This window comes from Ferribacterium limneticum (assembly GCF_020510565.1).
In the GTDB taxonomy this organism is placed as follows: domain Bacteria; phylum Pseudomonadota; class Gammaproteobacteria; order Burkholderiales; family Rhodocyclaceae; genus Azonexus; species Azonexus limneticus_B.
Genome location: NZ_CP075189.1, coordinates 1,207,280 through 1,221,021, shown reverse-complemented (window position 1 = coordinate 1,221,021; position 13,742 = coordinate 1,207,280). Strand labels below are relative to the sequence as shown.

13 protein-coding genes are annotated in these 13,742 nt (G+C 57.6%); 3 read left to right on the top strand and 10 right to left on the bottom strand.

Annotation, left to right across the window (positions count from 1 at the left end):
• The first annotated feature begins 7 nt into the window (after window positions 1–7).
• The 3 genes from KI610_RS05945 to KI610_RS05935 all read left to right on the top strand — a co-directional run bounded on the left by KI610_RS05945 (window position 8) and on the right by KI610_RS05935 (window position 3,061).
• Window positions 8–1,417, top strand: coding sequence for an efflux transporter outer membrane subunit (locus KI610_RS05945; protein WP_226497742.1), 1,410 nt, complete (start codon window positions 8–10; stop codon window positions 1,415–1,417).
• A gap of 2 nt (window positions 1,418–1,419) precedes the next feature.
• Window positions 1,420–2,319: an alpha/beta hydrolase gene (locus KI610_RS05940; protein ID WP_226497741.1), complete on the top strand. Its 900-nt coding sequence runs from the start codon at window positions 1,420–1,422 to the stop codon at window positions 2,317–2,319.
• Between the two features lie 172 nt (window positions 2,320–2,491).
• Window positions 2,492–3,061, top strand: coding sequence for a S1 family peptidase (locus KI610_RS05935; RefSeq protein WP_226497740.1), 570 nt, complete (start codon window positions 2,492–2,494; stop codon window positions 3,059–3,061).
• Between the two features lie 245 nt (window positions 3,062–3,306).
• On the opposite strand, the gene KI610_RS05930 is transcribed toward KI610_RS05935, so the two are convergent.
• The 10 genes from KI610_RS05930 to KI610_RS05885 form a co-directional block, all read right to left on the bottom strand.
• Entirely contained in the window at window positions 3,307–4,296 is a 990-nt protein-coding gene (locus KI610_RS05930) for a hypothetical protein (RefSeq protein WP_226497739.1), read from the bottom strand.
• Between the two features lie 52 nt (window positions 4,297–4,348).
• Window positions 4,349–6,892, bottom strand: a complete 2,544-nt coding sequence (locus KI610_RS05925; RefSeq protein ID WP_226497738.1) for a S8 family peptidase — start codon at window positions 6,890–6,892, stop codon at window positions 4,349–4,351.
• Window positions 6,870–7,922 (bottom strand): AAA family ATPase, encoded by a 1,053-nt coding sequence (locus KI610_RS05920; protein ID WP_226497737.1) that lies wholly within the window; start codon window positions 7,920–7,922, stop codon window positions 6,870–6,872. Before KI610_RS05920 ends, KI610_RS05925 begins: the two co-directional genes overlap by 23 nt.
• A 275-nt stretch (window positions 7,923–8,197) precedes the next feature.
• A complete protein-coding gene (locus KI610_RS05915) occupies window positions 8,198–8,587 on the bottom strand; it encodes a c-type cytochrome (RefSeq protein ID WP_226497736.1) in 390 nt (129 codons plus the stop codon).
• Window positions 8,588–8,691: 104 nt separating this feature from the next.
• Window positions 8,692–9,639, bottom strand: a complete 948-nt coding sequence (locus tag KI610_RS05910) for a hypothetical protein (RefSeq protein WP_226497735.1) — start codon at window positions 9,637–9,639, stop codon at window positions 8,692–8,694.
• Between the two features lie 32 nt (window positions 9,640–9,671).
• Entirely contained in the window at window positions 9,672–10,529 is an 858-nt protein-coding gene (locus KI610_RS05905) for a hypothetical protein (protein WP_226497734.1), read from the bottom strand.
• Between the two features lie 43 nt (window positions 10,530–10,572).
• Entirely contained in the window at window positions 10,573–10,977 is a 405-nt protein-coding gene (locus KI610_RS05900; RefSeq protein ID WP_226497733.1) for a DUF6152 family protein, read from the bottom strand.
• A 367-nt stretch (window positions 10,978–11,344) separates the two neighbouring features.
• Window positions 11,345–11,815, bottom strand: coding sequence for a c-type cytochrome (locus tag KI610_RS05895; protein ID WP_226497732.1), 471 nt, complete (start codon window positions 11,813–11,815; stop codon window positions 11,345–11,347).
• 59 nt (window positions 11,816–11,874) lie between these two features.
• Window positions 11,875–12,765, bottom strand: coding sequence for a dienelactone hydrolase family protein (locus KI610_RS05890; RefSeq protein ID WP_226497731.1), 891 nt, complete (start codon window positions 12,763–12,765; stop codon window positions 11,875–11,877).
• A gap of 31 nt (window positions 12,766–12,796) precedes the next feature.
• A complete protein-coding gene (locus tag KI610_RS05885) occupies window positions 12,797–13,723 on the bottom strand; it encodes an SMP-30/gluconolactonase/LRE family protein (RefSeq protein ID WP_226497730.1) in 927 nt (308 codons plus the stop codon).
• Window positions 13,724–13,742: the final 19 nt, after the last annotated feature.

The window sequence follows — 13,742 nt, the reverse complement described above, 5'->3', positions numbered from 1 at the left end:
AATGCCAATGACTCATTTCATTTTTCGCCCTTTTTTCCGGTTGACCGTGGCAAGCAGCTTTTTCCTGAGCGGCTGCGCCCTCGGCCCCGATTTCATCCGCCCCAAGGTGGAAACCCCGGCCGCTTTCCGCGAAGCACCGAAGAACTGGAAAATCGCCGAACCGCGCGATCTCGAAGCCCAGACCGCGTGGTGGACAATTTTCGGCGATCCGCAACTCGACAAGCTGGCCCAGGACGCAACGGCGTCCAACCAGACCATTCAGGCCGCCGAAGCCAGCTACAGGCAGGCTCTGGCCGTCATCGGCAGTTCGCGCGCCGCGCTGTTTCCCAACCTCGGCAGCAGCGTTTCGAGCAGTCGTGGCCAGAGCGCCAGCACCAACGGCACTGCTGCCGGCGCCCGCACCACGGATCGCATCGGCCTGAGCAGCCTGTGGGAACTGGACATCTGGGGCCGTCTGCGCCGCACCCTGGAAGCCAGCACGAGCACCGCCGAGGCGAGCGCCGGCGATCTCGCCGCCGCCCGCCTCAGCGTCCAGGCCACGCTGGTCCAGAGCTATATGCAACTGCGCATCAACGATGCCCAGCAAAGCCTGCTCGAACGCACGCTAACCATCTACCGCCGCTCGCACGAAATCACCCGCAACCGCTACGAGGCCGGCGTCGCCAGCCAGGCCGATGTGGCGCAGGCGGAAACCCAGTTGCTGAGCACCGAAGCCCAGCTCGTCGACCTTGGCATCCAGCGGGCGCAACTCGAACACGCCATCGCCGCGCTGACTGGAAAGCTGCCGAGCGACCTGCGGCTGGCCCGCAGCGATCTCGTACCGAGCCTGCCCGATGTTCCGCTCGCCCTTCCCTCAACGCTACTCGAACGCCGTCCCGACATCGCTGCAGCCGAACGCCGGGTCGCCGCCGCCAACGCCCAGATCGGCGTCGCCCAGGCCGCCTTCTTCCCGAGCCTGACGCTCAGCGCCAGCGGCGGCTACCAGAACAGCAGCTTCGCCGACATTCTGAGCGCCCCCTACCGTTTCTGGTCGGTCGGCCCCGCTCTCGCCCTGACCCTGTTCGACGCCGGCGCCCGCTCGGCCGCCAAGGAACAGGCCATCGCCGGCTACGACCGCAGCGTCGCCACCTACCGGCAAACCGTGCTGACCGCCTTCCAGGAAGTCGAAGACAACCTCGCTGCGCTGCGCATCCTGGCCGCCGAAAAGGAAATCCAGAAAAACGCCACGCGCGCTGCCAACGAGTTCCAAACCCTGACCAACAACCAGTACCTGGCCGGCACGGTCAGCTTCCTCAACGTCGCCACCGCCCAGGCCGCCGCGCTCAACGCCGAACGCAGCAGGCTCGACATCCTGAACCGCCAGCTCGTCGCCACCGTCGGCCTGGTCAAGGCACTCGGCGGCGAACCATTGAAATAGCGATGCGCGGCCAAATAAGAATGATCCGGCTGGCCGCCCTTCTTGTGTTCGCCGGCCTCGCCGGCTGCGGATCGCTCGACGCGCTGCAAAGCCGCCTGATTTTCCAGCCGAGCAGCCAGCAACGGCCGGGACAGGCTGAAGACAGTGCCGAACTTTCCGAAATTTGGCTGAATTTCCGGTCCACCGTGGCAGGCGCCCCGGTGCGCCTGCACGGACTCTGGCTACCCGCAGCCGATGAGGCGCAGGCGTCCGTCGCCCTCTACCTGCACGGTGCGCGTTGGAATGTCGCTGGTTCCGCATTCCGCATCCGCCAGTTGCAGGCGATGGGCTTCTCGGTGCTCGGCATCGATTACCGCGGCTTCGGCAAGAGCGATCCGTCGCTGCCCAGCGAAACCTACGCCTACGAAGATGCCGAAGCGGCCTGGCGCTGGCTGGCCGAACGCTATCCCGAGCGCCGGCGTTTCATCTATGGCCACTCGCTTGGCGGCGCCATCGCCATCGAACTGGCCAGCCGCGTCAATGACGAAAGCGGCGTCATGGTCGAAGGCACCTTCACCTCGATTCCCGATGTCTTCGCCAGCCTGCGTTTCGGCTGGCTGCCGCTCGACCCGCTGATTACCCAGCGCTTCGCCGCCATCGACAAGGTGGCCCTGATCGGCTCCCCCCTGCTCGTCATCCACGGCAGCAACGACCGCGTCGTCCCCACCGAACTCGGTCAGCAACTCTACGCCGCCGCCCGGCCACCCAAACGTTTCATACTGGTCGACGAAGGGACGCATCGCAACGCCCAAGCAAAGGGAATGCGCGCCATAGGCACAAACATGGCCGAACTTTTTGCGCTGGATGCCGATGCCGCCCAACCGCTCCGGCCGGTGCTCCCTGTTGCCACAAGAGATGACTAAACGATTGGCTGGCATGTTTTGCTGAAACAGGTAAGCAGCTTAGATAGTTGGTTGGCTCGAAATCGGCCTGAGCTACCGTACAGCCGTTGCCAGATGAGTGACAGGTGTTGTGCAGTCAACGGACCTTCAGGCGAACGCGGCAAAAAAATAACGTTTGGTGTTTAATCACGGGATGAAATCCATCGTCATGTTATTGCTCTCGCTGTTGTCGGGTTCTGTCGTCGCCGATAATCCTTACGCGGTCGAATCTGCAATTTATAAGGTTGTTGTTCCGGTCGGCAATTCAACCTATCTCGGTACTGGCGTGCTGTTGTCACCCGACAAGATTTTGACGAATTGTCATATTGTCCAGGGTAAGGGAGGATGGCCGAAGGTAATGCAGCGCAAAACAGGTGATTGGTTCGGTGTGACAAAGTACTACCAGCTCGGAAAACTTGACGCCTGTATTCTCGTCGGGGGTTTCGAAGGTCGGCCGGTTGCGCTCAGTGCGAATATCGTAGAAGGGGAAAACATCTGGTTGTATGGCTACCCGTCGGAAATTCCGGTGATAGGTCAAGGGGCCGTCCTTGGGTATGCCGATGGTGGTAAAACCTTGAGGCTCGGGGCTTTTTGCTCGGGTGGCTCGTCGGGGGGACCGGTATTGAATGCTCATGGCGAGTTAATTGGCCTTAATTTTGCGGTGTATCGCCACCAAAATTCCTGTCTCGCTATACCGGTTAGCGAACTGAGGCAGTATCTCTAAAGCCACAAGGCGAAATAATCGTTCACAGTCGGTGGAAGGTATGGGGCGATTGTTCTCGTTTGGCTGATAGGGAAGCTGTCGTTCTCAACTTCCAGGCTTAACGGCAGATAAGCATCGGTTTACTGACCGATTCGGCGCGATAGGCCAATAGCCGGATTGGCCGAACTCCGGTCCTCGGCCATAGCGGAAATCCACCTACGTGACCAGAGGGGGCTGCTTGTAGTCGGTAACCGGATCCCGTTCTCTTATCCGATATGCGCAGCAATAAGCTGACCTACAGCATCAAGAAACTTCTCACATTTGGTCCTGTCAAGGCTATTGTGGTGTCCTAAATGAAGCATTTTGTTACGCACGTCGAGCAGAGCATGAATATCCGACATGATTGCTTTCGGTGGCACTGGTTGACCGCATCTCTCAAGTGTTTCCGGGAATACCTTGGTCATTACCGGGCGGATATTTGCTTCATCAATTAGCTCTCGAAGTTTGTCGCCCAGTTCCCCAGGAAGGTCATTTCGGATGACCATCCGGATATATGTCTCAGCAGCTACTGCGGCATCAACCACAGCACGTCGTAAATCTCCCGCTGTGAAATGCATCATTGCATCGAAAAGAAGATCAACAAAAACGGGAGGTTCTAGGCCTTTTCTAAGCGACGCTTCGATTTCGGTCCACTGATCCAATGTAATGGGGTCACTTCTGAGGATTACGATTGTTTCGTGTTGCACCCAAACCCGTTTGTTTGCTTTCGAGTCTACGAGGGCCGTACCCCAACCAGTTTCGAGGCCTTCCGAAATCTCACGTCCGACCATAGGCCTACCGGTCTTCCAGCGTACCGTGCGTAACCAGCGATCAAGCGCCAGATAGGCCACGGCATGTTGTGACGAAGCCAAAGACATAAGGACTCCTTCATCTTGGCGACTGAGGATGTCAATTGCGTTTGGAGCCTTTTCTAACACCCCCGCCGGTAGAGCATGGATGCCTGGAACTGAGACGTTGAGGTCAACGTCAAGCACTCGGTATTCGAGAGGAAATCTTTGCCCGTCCATTTCACGCCAGACATTGAGGTCTAGCCGGTCTTCGCTATCTGCAGCCCTCGGGTCTGGAAGGGTGATAGTGACGTTGTGTTCTCCGAGAGAGAACATAAGAGATCGACCAGCAAGTTCTGCTGTTACCGACAATCGCGGGGTCTTAAACCGATTAAAGGACAGTAGAGAACAGTGAGCCTTTTCAGTCATAGCTGATTCGCAGTATCAATCTGAAGAGCTTGCCGACATTGGCACTACTCCCCTAGCCATCAATCATTACTGGGATGGCAGTTTGAGCGGCGATTTTGGCGGCAATGGGGGTATAAAGATCTACTGTTGTTGCAGGAGTACGAATGGAAACTATAAGGCTATAGCGTGCCGGCAAGTTGTAGCGCTCCAATGCAGGGCGAGTTCGCCACCAGCCTTTGGCCGGATACACAGCAATAAAACCTCGGTTAGCTAACTCAGCAGCAGTACCGCGCCAAACGTCTTGGTGAAGCGATCCACGATGCCGCTGGCGATCACCCAAAATCCAGTCAGGGTCCTTGGGGTCTACCGGATCACCGTCATCTTCACATTCAGCGGCAGCATTAATACGTGCAACGAAGTCCTCCGTAGTCGCGTCCAAAGGTCGTTGCACGTCGAATCTCAGGCGATGTGACGGGTAGTGAAATTTTGAAGATGTGCCTCGCGCTGATGGGTTTGGCTCAACGAAGTAGGACAAAGTAATACGCAGTTCAACTTTGGTTTCAGGGGGTAGGGACTGCAGTTCCTCTTTGGGCCAAGGAAGCGAATGCAGATTCATATCGCGACTAAGAATGCCCTTGCCCGTAACCTTTTTGTACGGATTCACCGAATCTTCGACAATCAGGGTCAAGGAATTTCCCGCACTCCACAAAGCCCGATCAAGATTCGGTACGCCCCAGCCGCAGTGACGGATCAATTTAACGTAATCAGTTTTGGTACCCGGCCAGCCGGCTGGCAAGTAAGTAGAACGCATCGCGTCGGTCCATTCAGCAGAATGGACAATTAAGCCGCGTATGGTTTCCGGGCGAAATACCGGATAGGCAGCCATTAGTTGACCGGCCATGCGGGCTCCGAGGGCTGAGGCCGCACTGGTAGCATTCGTCGTTGTGAAAAGCCTTTCGAGCGGTCGATGATTCGTAGTCAGCAGTTGGAGGCTAGTAATACCAACAGAACCTAAACCATCCTTGCCGACATTCCCGCCTTCAAAGACGACATCAGGTTTCAAAGGCCAAGCAGGCTGCCAGCTTGCCGATGTGCGGGTGTACGGACTTAACCCACCATCTGGTGCAACAGCGGCTAGCCCGTGTGCGTCATCTTCGCTGATATCGACCTTGCCTGTATACGCCCCCACTGTAAGTGCATTCCAGGATTGACCGGGGTCTCGTATGCCACTCGTACTGAGGCTTGCAGGATAAGTGCTCCATGATTGCTCGTCTTCTGTGTTGCCTGCACACAATACGAATAGTCTCGGAAACTGACCGTTGCCGTCGTAATCGGAAGCAAGCCGATCAACAGTAGATGACCACGCTGAGGGGCGCCCTCGATCTCTGGAATCGTTTGATGTCACAGCAGACGTAAAAACACGTTGGCGTGTCGGGGCAGAGATTTCAGGGCGGCCAACTGCTTCAGCAAAGAGGTAACCATGGTGTTTCGAGTCACCATCATTCGTGCCTTGTGCTGGTGTCAGTTTTACTGACTCTAGCCGATGCGCAACCACTATCGGAGCATCAGTCTCTAGGATATCGGAGAGGTCGCCTAGTGCAGCGAGGCCAGCTAGACCAGAACCATGATTCGCTGTGTCATCTACACCCCAAGCAGGATCTACTGTATGCAAATCGCTATCGGATAGAAACGGCGTCAATAGCGGGTGACCGCGATTGACGCCGGAATCCAACAGGCAAACACGGGGTACCGACTCATCATCTGGAGGTGCAGTTAACCGGCCAAGTGCTTCTTCTACCCATTCCAACTGCTCAACAGGGGACATACCATCGAAAAAGGAGGCAGTTTCTTTAGCCCGCCGGAGTTCTGCAACGCTATTCAGCAACAAAACTGAATTTGAAAGGCGTTGCCGATTAGCAAACATGAGGACGACAGTGCGTTCAGGGAAGTTGATTTGGTGGTCGCTGATCGGGCACAGGACAAGTCCGGCCAATTTGCGGAAGTCACCAACCACAGCATTGCGATCTCCTCTGATAGGAAGCCAGACTTCCCACCAAAATTCCTCGGTCACATCTTCTGGAAATAATTCTAGATCGTCAGTCCACAGCGCACGGATTTCAGCGCGACGAATTGATGAGATGGTATTCAGAAGTGCATGGTGGTCGTTGGCATCGCCATTGGCTTTCTTACGCTCGGCTAGATAATCTTCGACATACTGCTCGAAATGCGCCAGTTTCCCATCTGGGACAAAAACGTTCGCGTGGGTAACTCCATCAGCAGTCGCAACGCTCAAGACCTCGATTTTTTTCTGAGCGTCATTCCCACGTTCACTGCCCAGGCTTTCAAAAGCGAGAGCAACATCCTGAATACCAACAAACTGTATCTGTAGCCCTAAGCCCCCTTCAAGCTCCTGTCCCCGCTGGGCTTCGATAACCTCTTCCGCGGCTGGTTTTAGGGCCTGAAGTTGCGCTCTGAGTGCTGCGCCATGCTGAGCACGATTCAGCTGCGGAGGTTCAGCTGCACCGCCACCACCGCTAGATGGTGCTGTAAAGGCCTGAGGGGTCGCTGTATTGGCCGGTACAAGGTGAGGCCGTTTATCTTGGGTGTGTTCCGCCATCGCCGTTCGGTTGCTTATTATTTTTGGCTAGCTTTGCACTGATAGAGCGGCGCTCATCCAAAGATTGCTCTAATTGAGCGGGTTGAACCTTGGCAAGGTCGTGCATGATGGCGTCTTTAATTGATTCATCTACGGCACGACAAATTTCGGCGTAGCTCAACCCCTGAGTACGCTCGGCAAGCCCAGCTTTTTTGAAAGGCTTTGGTGAAAATCCCCCTAACCTCGACCGGATCAGATCGAGGGCTTGCTCTTGTGTGGGTAAGCGGTATTCGACTACGTCGTCAAAACGTCTGAAAAGGGCGTTATCAAGAATTTCAGGGTGGTTTGTGGCAGCGACGATCAGGCTGTTTGACTGATCGTTTTCAATCATCTGAAGGAAGCTGTTCAGGACACGTCGAATTTCCCCTACGTCGTTCCCGCTTGCCCGTTGTGAACCGATGGCGTCGAACTCATCGAAGAAATAAACGCCGCGAATGTCTGCAATGGCATCAAAAACCTGTCGCAGCTTGACAGCGGTTTCACCCATAAATTTCGTGATCAGTGAGTCCAGCCGAACCAGAAACAGAGGAATGCCCAATTCTCCTGCCAATACCGACGCGGTCATGGTTTTCCCAGTTCCCGGAGGACCAACCAGCAGTAGCTTCCTGCGGGGGGAAAGCCCGTACTCTTTAATCTTGGAGAGCATCCGCTGTTCTTTGACGATCCTGGCCAACTGAGCGGCTACGGAGTCATCCAAAACCATATCCACCATTCGACTTGATGGGTGAGTCACACTCAATAGGTTTGCCAATTCGCCGCGAGGTTTGGCGGCATTGTTGAGTGCGCCAGCGATGGGGACGAGCTTGCCGGAAGAGTCTTGGCTCAAACGCGTTTTGGCGGCGTCTATCAGGTCCCGTAACTCTTCTGCGAATTTTCCGTGGCCGAGCTTGGCTTCGTGCGCCGCAACCTGCATAGCGACGGAAAAAAAGTGCCCGTCATCACGACTGATGTGTGACTTGATGAGGGCTTTGAGTTGATCTGCACTGGCCATCTTCGCATTTTGAACCAATTCGGCAGTCTTATATAGGAGATTACGTCAGTGAATTGCAAAATGCATAGTTGGTCGGCGACATGAAAGCCACTCCTTGGGAGAAAGTATATCCATTGCTCAATGGAAGCTAGTAGCAAGCCACCGGCAGCAACCAGCCGCATTGCTGACGTTGCACGGCAGGTGTCTCTACGTCAGCAATGGCCGATGAAAAACTATCCGCCAACCAAATTCACACCGACTTTAACCAACTCGCTCTACACCTTCCGATCTGAAGGTTAGCGTCGCTTTCGCCGATCCTCAGCGGTTTCTCGCCACTTTTTCAGATCTGCCAATGTCGGCTCGCCAAACCGGCCACCAGCCTCGTTGAGCATGTAAATCACCGCCCGCGCCAACTCTAAATCGCTGAGCGCCGGGTTGGCGCCCATTCTGGGCATTCTGCCCGTCCCGTTCATGGCCGCGGGTACCAGATCGTCCAGCCCGCGCGCCGCACGTGCTTGCCAATGCACCGCATTCCCGAACTGCGGCGCATCGTGCTTGCCCATCCCATGGCAGATGATGCAAACGCCTTGATAGATTTCGGCTCCGGGGCGTTCCTGCCCATACGCCGTGGCGCAGGCCATGACCGACAACTGGGCTAGCCGGCGCCCGGTCAAAAGAAAATTCATGCTTGTCCTCATCTCGGCACACAGCAAAAAACCTGCCGTGCCGACACAGAAATGCCGGGACAGCAGGCCACGCGTTTCCCCTGCGGGGTTAGCGAAAGGTCAGATCAGCGGACGCCACCGTTGCCGTGGCCGCCGTTATTCTCGGTACAAATCTGCTCGTAGCGTTCCAGGATCTTTTCCTTGCCGGCATGCTTGGCCGGGAAGAGGATGTTGTTCCAGTTGTCGTGAGCAAATTTCTCGACCCGGCGAACGGGAATGGTGACCGTGAACGGACGGGTGAATACCGTCGGATCGTCGTAGGTCGCGTGGTAGAGGAACTTCTGCTGGTCGCTGTCGAAGACGTAGCGCTCGGTGATTTTGGCGTTTTCGCTGAAGAACTCGCCGGAGCGGCCGAATCGCCCCTTGCCGTTGCTGTTGCCGACATTGACGACCAGCGTGTTGCCTTCCCAGTGCCCGCGCGAGTCGCCGTTCCAGAGTTTGACCTTCTGATGCAGCTGCGGCTTGTTGTCGAGATGGATCACCCGCGTCCCGGAATCGAAGAGGAAGACGACGTAATCCTTGTACTGGCGGATATCGAAGCCGTGCCACATGAAGGATTTGGACGGACCGGCCGGAGCGCAACGGGCCAGCGGCTCGATGTATTCCGGTTTGACCGGGTCGAGCAGATGCTTGGCGAACTCTTCTGCCTTGGCTCTTGCCCAGGGCTGGAAAGGCACCTGGCCATCGGCCGGATCGCTGATCCGGCTCGGCGGCCTGACCACTTCCCGCGCTGGCGCTTCACCTTCGCGGCGATTGCGCTCGACGTAGGTTGGCGACTGCGTCAGATTGGAGTGGTTGCCGATGGTATTCGACCACGCGCCCTGCACATCGGGCTGACCATCGGCCAGGCGCTGACCTTTCCACTTGCCTTCCTCAACCTTGAAGACGGTCTTTTCACGCTGGAACTTGGGCAACGGCTCCTCGGCGGCGCTGGCCACAACCGGCGCGGCGATGAAGAGGGCAGAGAGCAGCGCAGGAATCCGCAAACTCCGGAAATTGACTGTTTTTTTCATGGCTTTTTCACCTGTTCGAAAGTGTCCAACTGTCATTGCTCGACAGGCACCGGATAGTATTTGTCGTAGTCCAGCGTGTAGCAGTAGTTCTCGACCAGCTGGAAGTTCTTCTCGCGATGGCGATGCAGGATCACCGAGAGTTCCCACGGGCGGCTGAAGACGTTCTTGTCTTCGATGGTGGCCTTGTATTCGATGGTGTTGGGGTCGAGATACTTCCAGCGTTCGACCACATGCAGCGCATCGCTGTGGAAGTTGCCGGCACGGTCGAGCCAGGTCTGGTCGTTGAAGTGCTTGACGTCGACGACCAGCGTATCGCCCTCCCATTTGCCGCGGGAGTCGCCCAGCCACCAGTCGTTCGGGTCAGCCGGATGCTCGGTGTTGTTGGTATGGACCGTACGCACCGAATGACCGAACTGATGATGGATGGTCAGATCGCGGGCGCGCTGGAAGATCTGGAACGGCTCGGGGTAATAGACGCTGCGCGGCACGCTGAGCGTGTAGCACCTGTTGCGCGGATCGGCGCTTTCCCGCTCGGCAAAGTTCTTTTTCTTCTGCTCAAGCGCCTTGGGCAGATAAGGAATTTCGCCGCCTTCGACGACGCCCGGCCCGGTCGGCACCGGCTGGCCACCATCGCGGCGTGCCGAATGCGGTTCGAGGTCGTAATCGGCGGCGCTGGTCGTCTGCCAGATGCCGGAGAAGTCAGGCTTGCCGTTGGCCAGACGGGGAATCTTCCCGGCTGGCGCTGCAATCGCCTCGCTCCCCGTGACAACGGACAAGGTGGCAAATCCGGCGACCAGCATCACGCTCAACAAGCGCTGTTGCCAGGAGGCTCGGGATTTACCACCCGGTTTTGCAATGTGGCCACGGGGGGCCAGATGGATAGTGTTCAAGGCTTGGTTCTCCACATATTTTCCGGTTGGACGGCTACTGCAATCAAGCACCCGGCGCGTCCTGAGCACCACCCGTCTTGAAGACCTTGCCGTCAGCCGTCTTGATCGTCACGGCATAGGCATAGGGTTTGCCGCTCTTCGAACGGAAACCGCTGACGGTGACTTCAACGCCCGGTTGCAGGACGCTCTTGTCGAGACCACGTTGTTGCAGCGCATACGGCGAACCGAATTCGAAGCCCCAGTTGGTCACCGTGCCATCGGGATTCTTGACGTCGACGTACAGCCAGCTATGCGGATTGACCCACTGCCCCTTGGTCACATTGCCCTTGACCTCAACCGGCGCGGCGCCGTCGAACTCTGCAGCGAAGGCGTGATGAGCCTGAACGGCAGTGCCTCCGGCAAAGACACCACCGGCGAGCACAGCAAGAATGGCGAGTTGTTTTTTCATGGTATTTCTCCCAGTCGTTAAATTGCTTGGATTGATGTTCATTGCCTGAGCTGTCGCGGCTTGTCTCAAACAACCTCACGCTCTAATTGCAATCGGTATGCCAAGTTCCGACTCGCCTTCTCATCGACCCACGCAAGTAACGCAATCAATTGAATTTATTGAAAAATATTTCGACCAAAGGAATCCCCGGCTGTTGCCGGGATGGATTAGCCGGCCACTCCACTGGTGCCAGCGAAGCAGGCCACACAACGCCCTGCTTCTCCCCGAACACCTCGACTGCCACGGTGAACCGGAAAAATGGCCCAAAAATGAAAAGCCCCGGCAGTCCAGATAGGACGGCCGGGGCTGGCACGAAACGACGCTCGATTTAGTCCTTGGCCTTGAAATCGTCGTGACAGGCCTTGCAGGCCTTGCCCAGGTTACCGAACTGCGCCTTGACCGCGGCGGCATCGCCGGTAGCGGCGACCTTGGCCAGTTCGTTGGCTTCCCGATTGAAATTGCCAGCCAGCTCGCCGACCTTTTGAGGGTTCTTGAAGAATTCCGGCTTGGTTGCCGTCTCCTTCCAGCCCTTGCCGGTTTCGGTGCCCGGCCCGAACAGGCTGCCGATGCCGCTGTTGGCCAGTGCCGCGATGGCGTTGGCAGCACGAACAACCTCGTCCTTGTTGTACTGGCCATCGACATTGGCCTTGATGCGGCCGCTGTTCCAGCCCAGCACCTGGTAAACCGACTGGCGCCACTTGATCTGCTGCTCGGGCTTGGCACCGGCTTGCTGGGCAAAGGCACCGGCGGAACAGGACAACAACAAGGCTGCGAGCAGCGAACTGATACCGAACTTCATGAAAACTCCTTGGTTTGAATGGAAAGGTGACCGGAAAAGGCCTCGAAAGGCCAAATCCCCTAGCCGCGCAGGTGTGTATTGAAAAACGCGACGGTCCGCTGCCAGGCCAGTTTGGCCGCCGCCTCGTCGAAGCGTGGCGTGGTGTCGTTGTTGAAGCCGTGCTGGACGCCCGGGTATATGTGCGCTTCGTACTTGACCCCGGCAGCCTTCAACGCCTCTTCGTATTTCGGCCAGCCGGCATTGATACGGGTGTCTTCACCGGCGTAGTGGATGAGCAGCGGCGCCTTGATTTTCGCGGCATCCTCGGCGGCTGGCTGGGCGCCGTAGAACGGCACGGCAGCGCCGAGTTCGGGGATCTTGGTAGCCAGCACGTTGGCGATGCTGCCGCCGTAACAGAAGCCGACGACACCCACCTTGCCGTTGCCTTCGGGCAGCTTCTTGAGGTGCCCGACCGCCGCGACGAAATCCTCACGGGACTTGGCCTGCTCCAGTTTCGGGAACAATTCGCGGGCCTTGTCTTCGTCACCGGGATAGCCGCCGAGCGGGAACAGGCCGTCCGGCGCGAAGGCGATGAAGTTGTCGAGCGCCAGGCGGCGGGCGATGTCCTCGATGTGTGGATTGAGACCACGGTTTTCATGCACGACGAGGACAACCGGCAGCTTGCCCCTGGCCTGCGCCGGCTGCACCAGATAACCACGTAGCGTGCCGTAACCTTGCGGCGACGGGTACTCGACGTAGGTTCCCTTGATCCGGGCATCGCTCGGCTTGACCTGTTGCGCCTCGGCGAAACGCGGAGTCAGGGCATTGAGCAGGCCTTCGGCAGTGAGGCCGGCGACGGCATATTTGCCAGCCGACTTGAGGAATTCACGGCGGGGAATGAGGCCGTGCACGAATTGATCGAAAAGATTGAGGACTTCGGGGTGGAAATCCTTGGCAGTCTGGCGAGGCATGAATGAATCTCCTGGGTTATGTCGAGATGGATTATTTGGCGCGACCGGCAAAGCCCGGTGTCAGCAGCGCAATCTTGTAGGCCGAGCCGCGACCGACGACGTACAGCGTCTTCTTGTCCTGGCCGGCGAAGGCGATGTTCTGCGGCTTTTTGGGAATCGGAATGACGCCGAGCGGATCGCCCTTGGCGCTGAACACCTCGACCCCAGCGTTGGAAGTCACGTAGAGCCGACCCTTTTCATCAACGGCCAGACCATCGGCACCGCTCGAATAGTTGCCGTTGTCGCCCTTGGCATAGCCGGCCAGCTTGGCGAAATTGCGCTTCCCGCCGAGGCTGCCGTCACTGCCGATGTCGTAGGCGATGACGTGTTCGCCCGGCGTATTGGCGACGTAGAGCACCTTTTCATCCGGGCTGAGCTGGATGCCGTTGGGTCGTTCGATGTCATTGGCGACGCGTTTGAGTTCGCCTTTCGGTGTGATCTGGTAAACCGCCGGCTTGCCGACTGGCGGCTGATCCGGCTTCTGGGCAGCGCCCGAATCGGTGAAGAAGATGCCGACGCGCTTGCCGACGACGATGTCGTTCGGCCGGCCGAAAGCCAGGCCCTCGAAATTGTCTGCCAGCGTCCGCACCTTGTCGGCCGGGGCAATGACGCCAACCCGGGTCGGCTGGTGCTGCACCGAAACCAGCTCGCCGCCGGCCGTGAAGCCGAGGCCGTTCGAGTTATGGGTATTTTCGAGATAGGTCGAAATGCTGTTGTCGGCCGCAATGCGGGTGATCCGCGCCTCCTGGGTTTCGGTGAAAGCGACGCTGCCATCCGGCAGTTGGACCGGGCCTTCGGTGCCCTTGAAACCATCGCGGATGAATTCGATTTTCGTCCCGGCGGCCACGACATCGGAAATGGCCGTCGGTACGACTTCCTGTGCCTGCGCGATACCGGCGCTGAACAACAGGGCAATCATCAAGCTTCTGGCGCGTCTG